Below are 15,934 nucleotides of genomic sequence, written 5' to 3'. Positions count from 1 at the left end.
AGCGTGTCACTGATCGCTTCCGACCAATTCCGCATCGTTGTCGGCCTCGGCAAGAGCGGCATGTCCCTGGTTCGCTTCCTGGCGAACCGGGGCATTGCCTTTGCGGTCGCCGACACCCGCGAGCAACCGCCGGAACTGGACACCCTGCGCCGTGAATACCCGCAGGTGGAAGTGCGCTGTGGCGAGCTGGACGTGGACTTCCTGTGCCGGGCCAACGAGCTCTACGTGAGCCCCGGCCTGGCCCTGGCCACGCCTGCCCTGCAGCAGGCCGCCGCGCGGGGCGTGAAGTTGTCCGGCGACATCGAACTGTTCGCCCGCCATGCCAAGGCACCGATCGTTGCCATCAGCGGCTCCAACGCCAAGAGCACCGTCACCACCCTGGTCGGCGAGATGGCCGCCAAGGCAGGCAAACGTGTGGCGGTCGGCGGCAACCTCGGCACCCCGGCCCTCGACCTGCTGGCCGACGACGTCGAGCTGTACGTGCTGGAGCTGTCGAGCTTCCAGCTGGAGACCACCGACCAGCTCAACGCCGAAGTGGCCACCGTGCTGAACATCAGCGAAGACCACATGGACCGCTACAGCGGCCTGCCGGCCTATCACCTGGCCAAGCACCGGATCTTCCGCGGTGCCCGCCAGGTGGTGGTGAACCGCCAGGATGCCCTGAGCCGTCCGTTGCCGGTCGAAGGCCGGCCGAGCTGGAGCTTCGGTCTCAACGCGCCGGACTTCAAGGCCTTTGGCCTGCGCGAGGTCGAGGGCGAGAAGTACCTGGCGTTCGAATTCCAGACCCTCATGCCGGTGCGTGAGCTGAAGATCCGTGGTGCCCACAACCAGAGCAACGCCCTGGCCGCGCTGGCCCTCGGCCATGCCGCCGGCCTGCCCTTCGAGCCGATGCTCGAGGCGCTGCGTGAATTCAAGGGCCTGGCCCATCGCTGCCAGTGGGTGCGCGAGCGCAACGGGGTGAACTGGTACGACGACTCCAAGGCCACCAACGTCGGTGCCGCCCTGGCCGCCATCGAAGGCCTGGGTGCCGATATCGAAGGCAAGCTGGTGCTGATCGCCGGTGGCGATGGCAAGGGCGCCGACTTCGACGCCCTGCGCGAGCCGGTGGCTCAACACTGCCGTGCCGTGGTTCTGCTTGGTCGTGACGCCGAGCGTCTGGCTGAAACCTTGGGCGATGCCGTGGCGCAAGTCCGGGTCAAGACCCTCGACGAAGCCGTGCAGCGTTGCGCCGAACTGGCCCAGCCGGGTGACGCGGTCCTGCTGTCACCTGCCTGCGCCAGCCTGGACATGTTCAAGAACTTCGAAGAACGCGGGCGCCTGTTCGCCCAGGCGGCGGAGGGGCTGGCATGATCTTCGGCATCCTCAAGCCGTACCCGTCGCCGCTGATCAGCGGCCGTGGCATCGACCTCGACTTCCCGCTGCTGGCCGGCTGCCTGGCGCTGCTCGGCCTGGGCCTGGTGATGATCACCTCGGCCTCCTCGGAAGTGGCCGCGGTGCAGTCGGGCAACCCGCTGTACCACATGATCCGCCACCTGGTGTACGTCACCCTCGGCCTGGGCGCCGGGCTGATGACCATGCTGGTGCCGATCGCCACTTGGCAGCGCATGGGCTTCCTCATGCTGATCGGTGCCTTCGGCCTGCTGGTGCTGGTGCTGGTGCCGGGCATCGGCCGCGAGGTGAACGGCTCGATGCGCTGGATCGGCTTCAGCTTCTTCAACGTGCAGCCGTCGGAGATCGCCAAGGTCTTCGTGGTCATCTACCTCGCTGGCTACTTGGTGCGCCGGCAGACTGAGGTGCGCGAGAGCTGGATGGGCTTCTTCAAACCGTTCATCGTGCTGCTGCCGATGGCCGGCCTGCTGCTGATGGAGCCGGACTTCGGCGCCACAGTGGTGATGATGGGCGCCGCGGCGGCCATGTTGTTCCTTGGCGGGGTGGGGTTGTTCCGCTTCTCGCTGATGGTGGTACTGGCGGTCATTTCGGTGGTGGTGCTGGTCCAGGCCCAGCCGTACCGCATGGCGCGACTGATCACCTTCACCGACCCCTGGTCCGACCAGTTCGGTTCCGGCTACCAGCTGACCCAGGCGCTGATCGCCTTCGGCCGCGGCGAGTGGCTGGGCGTGGGCCTGGGCAACAGCGTGCAGAAGCAGTTCTACCTGCCCGAGGCGCATACCGACTTCGTGTTCTCGGTGCTGGCCGAAGAGCTCGGCGTGATCGGCTCGCTGCTGACCATCGCGCTGTTCGTCTTCATTACCGTGCGCGCGCTGTACATCGGCCTGTGGGCCGAGAAGGCCAAGCAGTTCTTTGCCGCCTACATGGCCTTTGGCCTGTCGTTCCTGTGGATCGGCCAGTTTCTGATCAACATCGGCGTGAACGTCGGCTTGCTGCCGACCAAGGGTCTGACCCTGCCGTTCCTCAGCTACGGCGGCAGCTCGCTGGTGATCTGCTGCGCCTGCGTGGGGCTGTTGCTGCGGATCGAGTGGGAGAGCCGCACGCACCTGGGCAGCGAGGAACACGAATTCAAGGAGAGCGATTTTGCCGAGGAGACCAGTCATGGCCGCTGACGGCAAGAACATCCTGATCATGGCTGGCGGTACCGGGGGCCACGTGTTCCCGGCCCTGGCCTGCGCCCGCGAGTTCCAGGCCCGTGGCTACAAGGTGCACTGGCTGGGAACCCCGCGTGGCATCGAGAACGAACTGGTACCCCAGGCCGGCCTGCCGCTGCACCTGATCCAGGTCACCGGCCTGCGCGGCAAGGGCAAGCTGTCGCTGCTCAAGGCGCCGTTCACCCTGGTCAAAGCCGTGCTGCAGGCGCGGCGCATCGTGCGTGAGCTCAAGCCGGTCTGCGTGGTCGGCTTCGGTGGCTATGTGACCGGCCCCGGCGGTGTTGCCGCCCGGTTGTGCGGGGTGCCGCTGGTGATCCACGAGCAGAATGCCCGCGCCGGCACTACCAACCGCCTGCTGCTGCCGTTGGCCGCGCGTGTCTGCGAAGCCTTCCCGGACACCTTCGCCGCCAGCGACAAGCTGCGCACCACCGGCAATCCGGTGCGCCCGGAGCTGTTCATGGACGCGGCGCGCGCGCCCCTGGCCGAGCGCCGTGCGCGCCTGCTGGTCATGGGCGGCAGCCTGGGTGCGGAACCATTGAACAAATTGTTGCCTAAGGCCCTGTCCGAAGTGCCGGAAAACCTGCGCCCCGAGGTGTTCCACCAGGCCGGGAAAAACCACGCCCCCGTCACCGCCGAGCGTTATCACGAGGCGGGTGTCGAGGCCCAGGTCGAACCGTTCATCAAGGACATGGCCCATGCCTATGGCTGGGCCGATATGGTGGTGTGCCGGGCCGGCGCCCTGACCGTCAGCGAACTCGCGGCGGCGGGCCTGCCCTCGATGCTGGTGCCCTTGCCCCATGCCATCGACGACCACCAGACCCACAACGCCCAATACCTGGCTCGCGAAGGCGCCGCCTTCCTGATGCCACAAGCGACTACTGGCGCAGCGCAGCTCGCTGAACGCCTGAACGAGGTGCTGATGCAACCCGAGAAACTCAACGCCATGGCCGGCACCGCCCGCCGCCTGGCCAAACCTGGCGCAACCAGCACCGTGGTCGATATCTGCCTGGAGGTGGCCAATGGTTGAGAGCCAGAAAGCCATGCCCCACCCGAAAATGGGCCGTATTCGCCGCATCCACTTCGTCGGTATCGGCGGCGTGGGCATGTGCGGCATCGCCGAAGTGCTGTTGAACCTGGGCTATGAAGTGTCCGGTTCCGACCTGAAAGAGTCGCCGGTGACCGAGCGCCTGCAGTCGTTCGGCGCGCAGATCTTCGTCGGCCACCGCGCCGAGAACGCCGCCAACGCCGATGTGCTGGTGGTGTCCAGCGCGATCAACCCGGCCAACCCGGAAGTCGCCACCGCGCTGGAGCGGCGTATTCCCGTGGTGCCGCGCGCCGAGATGCTCGCCGAGCTGATGCGCTATCGCCACGGTGTGGCGGTGGCCGGCACCCACGGCAAGACTACCACCACCAGCCTGCTGGCCTCGGTGTTCGCCGCCGGTGGCCTGGACCCGACTTTCGTCATCGGCGGTCGCCTGACCGCGGCCGGCACCAACGCGCAGTTGGGCACCAGCCGCTACCTGATCGCCGAGGCCGACGAGAGCGACGCCAGCTTCCTGCACCTGCAGCCGATGGTCGCCGTGGTCACCAATATCGACGCCGACCACATGGCCACCTACGAGGGCGACTTCAACAAGCTGAAGAAGACCTTCGTCGAGTTCCTGCACAACCTGCCGTTCTACGGGCTGGCGGTGATGTGCCTGGACGACCCGGTGGTGCGCGAGATCCTGCCGCAGGTCAAGCGTCCGACCGTGACCTACGGCTTCAGCGAAGAGGCCGACATCCGCGCCATCAACGTGCGCCAGCAGGGCATGCAGACCCACTTCACCGTGCTGCGCCGCGACTGCGAGCCGCTCGAGGTGTCGGTAAACATGCCGGGCAACCACAACGTGCTCAACGCTCTGGCCACCATCGCCATCGCCACCGACGAAGGCATCAGTGACGAGGCCATCGTCCAGGGCCTGTCGGGCTTCCAGGGCGTCGGTCGGCGCTTCCAGGTGTACGGCGAGCTGCCGGTCGACGGCGGCAGCGTGATGCTGGTCGACGACTACGGCCACCACCCGACCGAAGTCGCCGCGGTGATCAAGGCCGTGCGTGGCGGCTGGCCGAGCCGTCGCCTGGTGATCGTCTACCAGCCGCACCGCTACAGCCGTACCCGCGACCTGTACGACGATTTCGTGCAAGTGCTGGGTGATGCCAACGTACTGCTGCTGATGGAGGTCTACCCGGCCGGCGAAGAGCCGATCCCCGGCGCCGACAGCCGCCAGCTGTGCCACAGCATCCGCCAGCGCGGCAAGCTCGACCCGATCTACATCGAACGCGGCGCCGAGCTCGCGCCGCTGGTCAAGCCGCTGCTGCGCGCTGGCGACATCCTGATCTGCCAGGGTGCCGGTGATGTCGGCGGCCTGGCCCCGCAACTGATGAAAAGCCCGCTGTTCGCTGGCGCCAAGCAGGAGAAGTCGAAATGACCAGCGCCTACGACACGCTGCATTCCACCCTCGACGTCAAGGCCTTCGGCCGCGTCGCCGTGTTGTACGGTGGCAAGAGCGCCGAGCGCGAGGTTTCGCTCAAGTCGGGCAAGGCCGTGATCGAGGCGCTGACCAGCGCCGGTGTCGACGTCGTCGCCATCGATGTCGGTGACGACCTGCTGGATCGCCTGCAGCGCGAGAAGATCGACCGCGCCTTCATCATCCTCCACGGCCGTGGCGGCGAGGACGGCAGCATGCAGGGCCTGCTCGAGTGCCTGGGGATTCCCTACACCGGCAGCGGCATCCTTGCCTCGGCGCTGGCCATGGACAAGCTGCGCACCAAGCAGGTGTGGCAGAGCCTGGGCATCCCGACCCCGCGTCACGCGGTGCTGGGCAGCGAGCAGGATTGTGTTGCCGCCAGTGCGGAACTGGGCTTCCCGTTGATCGTCAAACCTGCCCATGAAGGTTCGAGCATCGGCATGGCCAAGGTGAACAGCGAGCAAGAGCTGGTTGCCGCCTGGAAAGACGCCGCCAAATACGATTCGCAGGTACTGGTCGAGCAGTGGATCCACGGTCCGGAGTTCACCGTCGCCGTGCTGCGTGGCCAGGTACTGCCGCCGATCGCGCTTGGCACCCCGCATGTGTTCTACGACTACGACGCCAAGTACATCGCCAATGACACCCAGTACCGCATCCCGTGTGGCCTGGACAGTGCCAAGGAGCAAGAGCTGATCGACCTGACCGCGCGCGCCTGCGATGCCGTTGGCATCGAGGGCTGGGGCCGTCTGGACGTGATGCAGGACGAGCAGGGCCGATTCTGGCTGCTCGAGGTCAACACCGCACCGGGCATGACCGACCATAGCCTGGTGCCCATGGCGGCCCGCGCCGCCGGTCTGGACTTCCAGCAGCTGGTGCTGGCGATCCTGGCCGACAGCGTAGCGAAGCGAGGTTAACCAGCCATGCAAGGCGCGATGATACGTCAGCAACCACCCGTTACCGGCCGCAGCAAGCCGGTGCCACGTGGTGCCAGCCGACTGGTGGCCGACGAGCCCGTATCGGCGCGCCTGCCACGGCCAAGCTTCGGCGGTCTCAAGCGCCTGTTGTGGCCGGTGCTGCTGGTGGCCGCGGGCTTTGGCGCCTATGAGGGCGCCATCCGCCTGATGCCCTACGCCGACCGGCCGATCACCAAGATCGACGTGCAGGGCGACCTCAGCTACATCAGCCAGCAGTCGGTGCAGCAGCGGATCGCCCCCTATGTGGCGGCGAGTTTCTTCACCGTCGACCTGGCGGCGATGCGCGTGGAACTGGAGCAGATGCCCTGGATCGCCCACGCCGAAGTGCGCCGGGTGTGGCCGGACGAGGTGGTGATCCGCCTGGAAGAACAGTTGCCGGTGGCGCGCTGGGGCGACGAGGCCTTGCTCAACAACCAGGGCCAGGCCTTCACCCCGCGCGAACTGGCCAACTACGAGCACCTGCCGCAGCTGTTCGGGCCGCAGCGCGCTCAGCAACAAGTCATGCAGCAGTATCAGGTATTGAGCCAGATGCTGCGCCCCATGGGCTTTTCCATCGCTCGCCTGGAGCTGCGCGAGCGAGGCAGCTGGTTCCTGACCACCGGTGCGGGCAGCGCCGGTCCGGGCGTAGAGCTGCTGCTGGGGCGCGACCATCTGGTGGAGAAGATGCGCCGTTTCATTGCCATTTACGACAAATCGCTTAAAGACCAGATCACCAATATCGCCCGCATCGATCTGCGTTATTCCAACGGACTTGCCGTTGGTTGGCGGGAACCGAATGCACCGACGACGGCCCAACCCGCCGTTGCGAAGAATTAGAGAGAGGCAGGACCATGGCAAACGCGCATAGCGGCAAAATGATCGTCGGGCTGGACATCGGCACCTCCAAGGTGGTGGCGCTGGTAGGTGAGGTCGGCGAGGACGGCACCCTGGAGATCGTCGGGATCGGCACCCATCCGTCCCGCGGCCTGAAGAAGGGCGTGGTGGTGAACATCGAATCGACCGTGCAGTCGATCCAGCGCGCCGTCGAAGAGGCCCAGCTGATGGCCGGCTGCCGCATCCACTCGGCGTTCGTCGGCGTGGCCGGCAACCACATCCGCAGCCTGAACTCCCACGGCATCGTCGCCATTCGCGACCGCGAAGTCAGCACCGCCGACCTCGAGCGTGTGCTCGACGCCGCCCAGGCCGTGGCCATTCCGGCCGACCAGCGGGTGCTGCACACCCTGCCGCAGGACTACGTGATCGACAACCAGGAAGGCGTGCGCGAGCCCCTGGGCATGTCGGGCGTGCGTCTGGAAGCCAAGGTCCACGTGGTCACCTGCGCGGTCAACGCGGCGCAGAACATCGAGAAGTGCGTGCGTCGCTGCGGCCTGGAAATCGACGACATCATCCTCGAGCAACTGGCCTCGGCCTACTCGGTGCTGACCGACGACGAGAAAGAGCTGGGCGTGTGCCTGGTGGACATCGGCGGCGGCACCACCGACATCGCCATCTTCACCGAGGGCGCGATCCGTCACACCGCAGTGATCCCGATCGCCGGCGACCAGGTCACCAACGACATCGCCATGGCCCTGCGCACCCCCACGCAGTACGCCGAGGAAATCAAGATCCGCTACGCCTGCGCCCTGGCCAAGCTGGCCGGCGCCGGCGAGACCATCAAGGTGCCAAGTGTCGGCGACCGCCCGCCGCGCGAGCTGTCGCGCCAGGCCCTGGCCGAAGTGGTGGAGCCGCGTTACGACGAGCTGTTCACCCTGATCCAGGCCGAACTGCGTCGCAGCGGCTTCGAGGACCTGGTGCCGGCCGGCATCGTCCTCACCGGCGGCACCGCGAAGATGGAAGGCGCCGTGGAACTGGCCGAGGAAATCTTCCACATGCCGGTACGCCTGGGCGTGCCGCACAGCGTTCGGGGCCTGAGCGACGTGGTGCGCAACCCGATCTATTCCACCGGTGTGGGCCTGCTCACCTACGGGCTGCAGAAGCAGTCCGAGGATCCGTCCCTGACCGGTATCAGCAACAGCAACAGCAGCAACAACAGCTATGGCGATGAACCGAAGGGCCCTGTGCTTGAACGACTCAAGCGTTGGGTCCAGAGCAACTTCTAAGTTTCAAAGCAGTAGTGGTAGGCGCGACAACTAGAGAACTGTAAGGAGAGGGAAAATGTTCGAGCTCGTAGACAACGTCCCGCAGAGTCCGGTCATCAAGGTGATCGGCGTTGGCGGTGGTGGCGGCAACGCCGTCAACCACATGGTCAAAAGCAACATCGAAGGCGTCGAGTTCATCTGCGCCAACACCGATGCCCAGGCGCTGAAGAACATCGGCGCGCGCACCATCCTGCAACTGGGCACCGGCGTGACCAAGGGCCTGGGTGCCGGCGCCAATCCGGAAGTCGGCCGTCAGGCCGCGCTGGAAGACCGTGAGCGCATCGCCGAAGTGCTGCAAGGCACCAACATGGTGTTCATCACCACCGGCATGGGCGGCGGTACCGGTACCGGCGCGGCGCCGATCATCGCCGAAGTGGCCAAGGAAATGGGCATCCTCACCGTTGCGGTGGTGACCCGTCCGTTCCCGTTCGAGGGCCGCAAGCGCATGCAGATCGCCGACGAAGGCATCCGCATGCTGGCTGAAAGCGTCGACTCGCTGATCACCATCCCCAACGAGAAGCTGCTGACCATCCTGGGCAAGGATGCAAGCCTCTTGTCCGCCTTCGCCAAGGCCGACGACGTGCTGGCCGGTGCCGTTCGCGGTATCTCCGACATCATCAAGCGTCCGGGCATGATCAACGTCGACTTTGCCGACGTGCGCACCGTGATGGGCGAGATGGGCATGGCGATGATGGGGACCGGTTGCGCCAGCGGCCCGAACCGTGCGCGCGAAGCCACCGAGGCGGCGATCCGCAACCCGCTGCTCGAAGACGTCAACCTGCAGGGCGCCCGCGGCATCCTGGTAAACATCACCGCAGGTCCAGACCTGTCGCTGGGCGAGTACTCCGACGTGGGTAGCATCATCGAAGCCTTCGCCTCCGACCACGCGATGGTCAAGGTCGGCACCGTGATCGATCCGGACATGCGTGACGAGCTGCACGTGACCGTGGTGGCCACTGGCCTGGGCGCGCGCATCGAGAAACCGGTCAAGGTGGTCGACAACACCCTGCAGACCGCTCAGCAGGCGTACGAGGCTTCCAACCCGGCCCCGGTTCGCCAGGAGCAGTCGGCGGTCAACTACCGTGACCTGGAGCGTCCGACCGTGATGCGCAACCAGGCCCACGCGGGTGCCGCGGCGGCAGCTAAACTCAACCCTCAGGATGATCTGGACTACCTGGATATCCCGGCGTTCCTGCGTCGTCAGGCCGATTAATGGAATTTATCAGGGGTATTAGGGTGATTGGTGTTCAGCAAAGGCCGGGTCTGTTATCATCCCCAGCCTTTGTTGATACCTGTTCGCAATTTGCGCTGAAGCGGCCAATGCCATGATTAGACAACGCACCCTGAAGAATACCATCCGTGCCACAGGTGTCGGCCTGCACTCCGGGGAGAAGGTCTACCTGACCCTCAAGCCTGCGCCTGTCGACACCGGCATCGTCTTCCGTCGCGCCGACCTTGACCCTGTGGTCGAAATCCCGGCGCGCGCGGCCAACGTCGGTGAGACCACCATGTCCACGACATTGGTCAACGGTGACGTCAAAGTCGATACGGTCGAGCACCTGCTCTCCGCCATGGCGGGCCTGGGCATCGATAACGCCTACGTCGAGCTCTCCGCCTCGGAAGTGCCGATCATGGATGGCAGCGCCGGACCCTTCGTATTCCTGATCCAATCGGCCGGCCTGGAAGAACAGGACGCAGCCAAGAAGTTCATCCGCATCCTGCGCGAAGTGACGGTGGAAGAGGGCGACAAGCGCGCCACTTTCCTGCCTTTCGACGGGTTCAAGGTGAGCTTCGAGATCGACTTCGATCACCCGGTCCTCAAGGGCCAGACCCAGAGCGCGGTCGTCGATTTCTCCAGCACCTCGTTCGTCAAGGAAGTCAGCCGTGCCCGCACGTTCGGCTTCATGCGTGACATCGAGTACCTGCGCAAGCATAACCTTGCGCTGGGCGGTAGCGTGGAAAATGCCATCGTGGTCGACGAAGATGGCGTGCTCAACGAAGACGGCCTTCGTTCCGAAGACGAATTCGTCAAGCACAAGATCCTCGACGCCATCGGCGACCTTTATCTGCTGGGCAACAGCCTGATCGGCGAGTTCAAGGGCTACAAGTCCGGACACGCGCTGAACAACCAGCTGCTGCGCAAGCTGATCGCTGAAACGGACGCTTGGGAAGTGGTCACCTTCGAAGATGCCAGCACGGCACCGATCTCGTACATGCGCCCTGTTGCGGCCGTGTAAGTTCGAACACTCTCTCTAGTGTGATTAAGGCCACCTTCGGGTGGCCTTTTTTATGCTTCGTGAAAACTACAGTGTGTCAGCTGGAGTTCCATAGGTCGTCGGTTGCAGAGGGGGCGCTGCTTTACAAATGTTGTATGCGTCTCGTTACGGACATAGTTTTAATCATTTTGTTTTGGATGTTTCGGACGCATCCTACATACATTAAGCATATGGCTGTGCAGTCTAGTGAGGTCCATCTACAAGGAGTTTGCGAATGGCTTATCACGGATATATGGCTATCAAGGGGCGGTTCCGAGGGCTGCTTTCGGCAGGATGTTCAACTCAGGACTCTCTTGGCAATCGGTATCAGGCTGGGCATACAGATGAAATCATGGTGCTCTCGTTTTCGCACAATCTCTCGAATATAGATAACACTGATCGGGCGACACATCGTCCCGTTTTAATTACTAAGCATCTCGATAAGTCTACCCCGTTGCTCGCGGAAGCACTGGTCAGTCGTGAAATTGTAGACTGCAAGATTAATTTTTTATCGGATAAACGCTAGTGGTGAGCAAGAGCGATTTCTTCACATTGAGCTCACTGGTGGGCTACTTGTTGATCAGCGTATAGAAATGCCGCACTCGGTCTTGCTCAATGATCAGGACCCGCAGGAGTACCTTGCCATTCGCTACAGCTCTATATGTTGGCAACATTTGATCTCTGGTACTAGCGGCTATGCAAACTGGGGTGGAGGAGATTGAACAGGGCGCGAAGAGACGGCTCCTCGGGGGAACGCGAGCTCTGGGAAGTAAGCCATCTGGCTGGCAGACTTAACAGTTATGCATGCGAGATTGGTGCTCGATACATAAGTGATGACGGTTTGAGGGTGCAGTTCATCCAAGAGGTCTCATCCAGCTCCAAGGCTGTTGTGGAGGGTGTTCGAAGGGGAGAGCTTACTGCTGAGCAAGCGTCAGTTGCGCTGAGACGTGAACATAGAGAGCTTTATGCGCAAGTTGATGAGTATTTAAAGCTTGTGGCGGGAGTTGCTGCTGGGGTGTTACAGGTAGGTACCGGCTTGGCAGTTTGTAAGCTATCACTGGGTGTTGGCTGTGTTGCAGGAGGCATACCTCTGATACTGCATGGTGTCAATAATGTCTATGAGAATGGCAGGAATGTTATCAGTAGGCGAAACGACACGGTAGGTCCCATTCGCAGAGGCTATCAAAAGTTTGCGGAATTGTCCGGAGGGCGCGCTTCACATGGTAATGTCGCCTATGGGGCTGCTGATATCGCCTTGTCAGGCTTTGGACTGAGCCGTATGGTTCTGAAAGAGGGGGCTTGGCGACTTTTTAGATATATTCAGGCGGATAAGGTCAGGGCCTATAAGGAAATGGGTAAGGGCGCGATAATGTTTGAAGTTGGCATTGACATGCTGACGGGGGAGCAGGTGCTGATAGAGTGGGGCAAACGATGATGGCTCTGGTCTTTGTCTCGGCTGTCGCTTTGGGGGTGTGGAGTGCTTATGCATTGCGCTTCAAATGTTCGGGTGCACGACTTGGCTATGGCCTGTTTTTCCTATGCTTTTTCTATAACATGTTTTTTATAACATATTATATGCGTGTGATTGATCGTTCCTATTTTCTGTTCTTTGGATATCATCCGGATTTCTTGAGCGCGAATCCCGTCGTAGGTTGGGGGTGCCTAATCGGCGCCATTCTGCACTGTGGCGCGATGCCCTCCAGGAATGAACCCCGAGGAAAACGGAAAAACGAATTACTTTGAGCAGCTTGGTTAGGGGCTGTTACTTATGATCTGTAGGCACAATGCGGATCTGGAGTTTTCAGCACCAAACCTGCTCTGCAAAGGACCGCGTGGGCAATGTAGAAATATACAGGACCTTTCAGCTCTTATCCTTTACCTGCGCATGCGTCGCCAGGCGCTCCAGCGCTGCGCGCAACTTCGGATCGCTGATGCCTTCGGCCGAGCCGCGGATGCTGTCTGCGGCAGATTCCGACAGTTCAGGCCCCTGGCCTTCATGTTTTGCCGCCACCAGCGGCGGCTGTACCTTGAACTGGATGCGGCTCAGGTTGGCGAACGCCTCCATGGCTTGCAGCTGGCGTTGCAGGCGCTTCTGCTGGTAGCGCAGGCGGGTGGCCCAATGGCCGTCGGTCACCACCAGCAACAAAGTCCCTTCCTTCCAGGAGGCCACGTGGCAGTGCTCGCGGGCGGCCGGTTGCAGTTGGCTTTCCAGCAGGCGCTGCAGGTGCTCGAGGCGCTCGGCCTGGTTGAGCAGCAGGCGCAGTGGCCGGGCCTTGCGCAGCAGGTCGGCGGGCGGGCGGGCAGGGGTGGGTTTGTAGGCCATGGAGGTCTGCAGAGGGTTACAGGATCGACAGTCTACCAGTTGGGCATTCATCGCGGGGCAAGCCCGCTCCCACGCCAGCGTGTGGCCGGGCGTGGGAGCGGGCTTGCCCCGCGAGCGGTCGCCGGATCTTGATGCAAGTCATTCGCGATACGTTTCATCTTCGCGCACCTTGAACTTGCGCAAAAAGCCCCTATGTTAGTCAGGCCCCCTAAAAGCGCTGTGCCAGCATCGTGGAAATCCACCACTTTCCTCACCATCGTTTCCGGGTAGAATGCTCGTTCGCATGCGGCCTCAGGGCTGCACGGGCGACTCACGGGGCCGCCCTCCATCCCTACGTGTGGAAGATCCTGCCGATATGTTTGCGCCTTTGTTAAAAAAACTTTTTGGAAGCAAGAACGAGCGTGAAATCAAACGCATGCTCAAGACGGTGAGCACCGTCAATGCCTTCGAAGAGAAGATGGTGGCCCTCTCCGACGAGCAGCTGCGGGGCAAGACCGCAGAGTTCAAGGAGCGTCTGGCCAAAGGCGAGACTCTAGACCAGCTGCTGCCCGAAGCCTTCGCCGTGGCCCGCGAGGCCGGCAAGCGCGTGATGGGCATGCGTCACTTCGATGTCCAGCTGATCGGCGGCATGACCTTGCACGAAGGCATGATCGCAGAAATGCGCACCGGTGAAGGCAAGACCTTGGTCGGTACCCTGGCCGTGTACCTCAACGCATTGTCCGGCAAGGGCGTGCACGTGGTCACCGTCAACGACTACCTGGCCCGCCGCGACGCCAACTGGATGCGTCCGCTGTACGAGTTCCTCGGCCTCAACGTCGGCATCGTCTCGGCCTTCCAGCCGCCGGAAGAAAAGCGCGCCGCCTATGCCGCCGACATCACCTACGGCACCAACAACGAATTCGGTTTCGACTACCTGCGCGACAACATGGCGTTCAGCCAGGACGAGAAGTTCCAGCGTGAGCTGAACTTCGCCGTGATCGACGAAGTCGACTCGATCCTCATCGATGAAGCGCGCACCCCGCTGATCATCTCCGGCCAGGCCGAGGACAGCTCCAAGCTGTACATCGAGATCAACCGCCTGATCCCGCGTCTGACCCAGCACATCGAGGAAGTCGAAGGCCAGGTGACCCAAGAGGGCCACTACACCATCGACGAGAAGAGCCGCCAGGTCGAACTGAACGAGGCCGGCCACCAGTTCATCGAGGACATGCTGACCCAGTCCGGCCTGCTGGCCGAGGGCGAGAGCCTGTACTCGGCGCACAACCTGAGCCTGCTGACCCACGTCTACGCCGGCCTGCGCGCGCACAAGCTGTTCCACCGCAACGTCGAGTACATCGTCCAGGAAGGCCAGATCCTCCTGATCGACGAGCACACTGGCCGCACCATGCCGGGCCGCCGGCTGTCCGAAGGCCTGCACCAGGCCATCGAGGCCAAGGAAAACCTGAACATCCAGGCCGAGAGCCAGACCCTGGCCTCGACCACCTTCCAGAACTATTTCCGCCTCTACACCAAGCTGTCCGGCATGACCGGTACCGCCGACACCGAGGCGTTCGAGTTCGCCCAGATCTACAACCTCAACGTGATGGTCATCCCACCGAACAAGCCGTTGGCCCGCAAGGACTTCAACGACCTGGTGTACCTGACCGCCGACGAGAAGTACGCGGCGATCATCGCCGACATCAAGGAAAGCATGGCCCATGGCCGTCCGGTCCTGGTCGGTACCGCGACCATCGAAACTTCCGAGCACATGTCCAACCTGCTCAAGAAGGAAGGTATCGACCACAAGGTCCTGAACGCCAAGTACCACGAGAAAGAAGCCGAGATCATCGCGCAAGCCGGTGCTCCGGGCGCACTGACCATCGCCACCAACATGGCCGGCCGTGGTACCGACATCCTGCTGGGCGGTAACTGGGAGGCCGAAGTGGCCGCCCTGGACAACCCGACCGCCGAGCAGATCGCCCAGATCAAGGCAGACTGGCAGAAGCGTCACCAGCAGGTGCTGGAGGCCGGTGGCCTGCACGTGATCGCCTCCGAGCGCCACGAGTCGCGCCGTATCGACAACCAGCTGCGTGGCCGTGCCGGCCGTCAGGGCGATGCCGGTTCCAGCCGCTTCTACCTGTCGCTGGAAGACAGCCTGATGCGCATCTTCGCCTCCGACCGGGTGAAGAACTTCATGAAGGCGCTGGGGATGCAGTCCGGCGAGGCCATCGAGCACCGCATGGTGACCAACGCCATCGAGAAGGCGCAGCGCAAGGTCGAAGGCCGCAACTTCGACATCCGCAAGCAGCTGCTCGAATACGACGACGTGGCCAACGAGCAGCGCAAGGTGATCTACCACATGCGCAACAGCCTGCTGGCCGCCGAGAACATCGGCGACACCATCGCCGAGTTCCGCCAGGAAGTGCTCGATGCCACCATCAGCCAGCACATCCCGCCGCAATCGCTGCCCGAGCAGTGGGACGTGGCCGGCCTGGAAGCTTCGCTGGCCAGCGACTTCGCCATCAAGCTGCCGATCCAGCAGTGGCTCGACGAGGACGATCACCTCTACGAGGAGACCCTGCGCGAGCGGCTGATCAAGGAAATCACCGACGCCTACAACGAGAAGGAAGATCAGGCCGGCATCGACGCCCTGCGCACCTTCGAGAAGCAGATCCTGCTGCGCGTGCTGGACGACCTGTGGAAAGACCATCTGTCGACCATGGACCACCTGCGTCACGGTATCCACCTGCGCGGCTATGCGCAGAAGAACCCGAAGCAGGAGTACAAGCGCGAGTCGTTCACCCTGTTCCAGGAGCTGCTGGAGTCGATCAAGCGCGACACCATCCGTGTGCTCTCGCACGTCCAGGTACGCCGCGAAGACCCGGCCGAGGAAGAGGCGCGCCTGCGCCGCGAGGCCGAGGAGCTGGCCAGCCGCATGCAGTTCCAGCACGCCGCCGCCCCGGGCCTGGAAGGCGAGCAGCTGGCCGAGGAGGGCGCCGAAGTCGCCGTGGCCTCCGCGCCGGTTCGCAACGACATGAAGCTGGGCCGCAACGAGCCGTGCTGGTGTGGTTCGGGCAAGAAATTCAAGCATTGCCATGGTCAGATTGAATGATCTGAATTCGCCACTGGCTTGAGATCCCGGGGCGCTTTGCGCC

12 protein-coding genes and 1 pseudogene are annotated in these 15,934 nt (G+C 63.1%); 12 read left to right on the top strand and 1 reads right to left on the bottom strand.

Going from position 1 to position 15,934, the window contains the following annotated elements:
• Nucleotides 1–3 precede the first annotated feature (3 nt).
• The 11 genes and pseudogenes from murD (at nucleotide 4) to V0R62_RS09565 (ending at nucleotide 11,912) form a co-directional block, all read left to right on the top strand.
• Nucleotides 4–1,350 carry a UDP-N-acetylmuramoyl-L-alanine--D-glutamate ligase gene (gene murD, locus V0R62_RS09620; protein WP_330103564.1) on the top strand — a complete coding sequence of 449 codons (1,347 nt, stop codon included), beginning with the start codon at nucleotides 4–6 and terminating at the stop codon, nucleotides 1,348–1,350.
• Nucleotides 1,347–2,561, top strand: a complete 1,215-nt coding sequence (gene ftsW / locus V0R62_RS09615) for a putative lipid II flippase FtsW (RefSeq protein ID WP_408005652.1) — start codon at nucleotides 1,347–1,349, stop codon at nucleotides 2,559–2,561. The genes murD and ftsW overlap by 4 nt, the downstream gene beginning before the upstream one ends.
• On the top strand, nucleotides 2,551–3,630 hold the full coding sequence (gene murG / locus V0R62_RS09610) for an undecaprenyldiphospho-muramoylpentapeptide beta-N-acetylglucosaminyltransferase (RefSeq protein ID WP_330103563.1): 1,080 nt from the start codon (nucleotides 2,551–2,553) through the stop codon (nucleotides 3,628–3,630). Before ftsW ends, murG begins: the two co-directional genes overlap by 11 nt.
• Nucleotides 3,623–5,071 carry a UDP-N-acetylmuramate--L-alanine ligase gene (murC, locus tag V0R62_RS09605; RefSeq protein WP_186713255.1) on the top strand — a complete coding sequence of 483 codons (1,449 nt, stop codon included), beginning with the start codon at nucleotides 3,623–3,625 and terminating at the stop codon, nucleotides 5,069–5,071. Before murG ends, murC begins: the two co-directional genes overlap by 8 nt.
• Nucleotides 5,068–6,024, top strand: a complete 957-nt coding sequence (locus V0R62_RS09600; RefSeq protein ID WP_050703852.1) for a D-alanine--D-alanine ligase — start codon at nucleotides 5,068–5,070, stop codon at nucleotides 6,022–6,024. Before murC ends, V0R62_RS09600 begins: the two co-directional genes overlap by 4 nt.
• Before the next feature lie 6 nt (nucleotides 6,025–6,030).
• Nucleotides 6,031–6,900: a cell division protein FtsQ/DivIB gene (locus V0R62_RS09595; RefSeq protein WP_110736708.1), complete on the top strand. Its 870-nt coding sequence runs from the start codon at nucleotides 6,031–6,033 to the stop codon at nucleotides 6,898–6,900.
• A gap of 14 nt (nucleotides 6,901–6,914) precedes the next feature.
• Entirely contained in the window at nucleotides 6,915–8,183 is a 1,269-nt protein-coding gene (gene ftsA, locus V0R62_RS09590; protein ID WP_028689735.1) for a cell division protein FtsA, read from the top strand.
• 55 nt (nucleotides 8,184–8,238) lie between these two features.
• Entirely contained in the window at nucleotides 8,239–9,435 is a 1,197-nt protein-coding gene (ftsZ, locus tag V0R62_RS09585; RefSeq protein WP_028689734.1) for a cell division protein FtsZ, read from the top strand.
• A 112-nt stretch (nucleotides 9,436–9,547) separates the two neighbouring features.
• Entirely contained in the window at nucleotides 9,548–10,459 is a 912-nt protein-coding gene (lpxC, locus tag V0R62_RS09580) for a UDP-3-O-acyl-N-acetylglucosamine deacetylase (protein ID WP_110736706.1), read from the top strand.
• 253 nt (nucleotides 10,460–10,712) lie between these two features.
• Nucleotides 10,713–11,199 (top strand): annotated as a pseudogene (locus V0R62_RS26790) (Hcp family type VI secretion system effector).
• Nucleotides 11,200–11,324: 125 nt separating this feature from the next.
• Nucleotides 11,325–11,912: a DUF4225 domain-containing protein gene (locus V0R62_RS09565; protein ID WP_330103561.1), complete on the top strand. Its 588-nt coding sequence runs from the start codon at nucleotides 11,325–11,327 to the stop codon at nucleotides 11,910–11,912.
• 426 nt (nucleotides 11,913–12,338) lie between these two features.
• Here V0R62_RS09565 and V0R62_RS09560 read toward each other — a convergent pair whose 3' ends face one another.
• Nucleotides 12,339–12,800 (bottom strand): DUF721 domain-containing protein, encoded by a 462-nt coding sequence (locus tag V0R62_RS09560; RefSeq protein ID WP_330103560.1) that lies wholly within the window; start codon nucleotides 12,798–12,800, stop codon nucleotides 12,339–12,341.
• A gap of 355 nt (nucleotides 12,801–13,155) precedes the next feature.
• On the opposite strand from V0R62_RS09560, the gene secA reads away from it, so the two are divergent.
• The gene (gene secA / locus V0R62_RS09555; protein WP_028689731.1) at nucleotides 13,156–15,891 is read left to right on the top strand and encodes a preprotein translocase subunit SecA; all 2,736 of its coding nucleotides are present in this window, start codon (nucleotides 13,156–13,158) and stop codon (nucleotides 15,889–15,891) included.
• Nucleotides 15,892–15,934: the final 43 nt, after the last annotated feature.

Origin of the sequence: Pseudomonas carassii (assembly GCF_036324045.1) — a bacterium.
GTDB lineage: Bacteria > Pseudomonadota > Gammaproteobacteria > Pseudomonadales > Pseudomonadaceae > Aquipseudomonas > Aquipseudomonas peradeniyensis.
The sequence above is the reverse complement of the archived record's forward strand: the minus strand, read 5'-3'. Positions and strand labels throughout refer to the sequence as shown.

Bases quoted from the DNA above. Each gene is read 5' to 3' on its own strand.
- V0R62_RS09600 (WP_050703852.1), top strand. From the start codon at position 5,068: ATGACCAGCGCCTACGACACGCTGCATTCCACCCTCGACGTCAAGGCC.
- V0R62_RS09595 (WP_110736708.1), top strand. From the start codon at position 6,031: ATGCAAGGCGCGATGATACGTCAGCAACCACCCGTTACCGGCCGCAGC.
- ftsW (WP_408005652.1), top strand. From the start codon at position 1,347: ATGATCTTCGGCATCCTCAAGCCGTACCCGTCGCCGCTGATCAGCGGC.
- lpxC (WP_110736706.1), top strand. From the start codon at position 9,548: ATGATTAGACAACGCACCCTGAAGAATACCATCCGTGCCACAGGTGTC.
- secA (WP_028689731.1), top strand. From the start codon at position 13,156: ATGTTTGCGCCTTTGTTAAAAAAACTTTTTGGAAGCAAGAACGAGCGT.
- murG (WP_330103563.1), top strand. From the start codon at position 2,551: ATGGCCGCTGACGGCAAGAACATCCTGATCATGGCTGGCGGTACCGGG.
- ftsZ (WP_028689734.1), top strand. From the start codon at position 8,239: ATGTTCGAGCTCGTAGACAACGTCCCGCAGAGTCCGGTCATCAAGGTG.
- V0R62_RS09560 (WP_330103560.1), bottom strand. From the start codon at position 12,800: ATGGCCTACAAACCCACCCCTGCCCGCCCGCCCGCCGACCTGCTGCGC.
- murC (WP_186713255.1), top strand. From the start codon at position 3,623: ATGGTTGAGAGCCAGAAAGCCATGCCCCACCCGAAAATGGGCCGTATT.
- ftsA (WP_028689735.1), top strand. From the start codon at position 6,915: ATGGCAAACGCGCATAGCGGCAAAATGATCGTCGGGCTGGACATCGGC.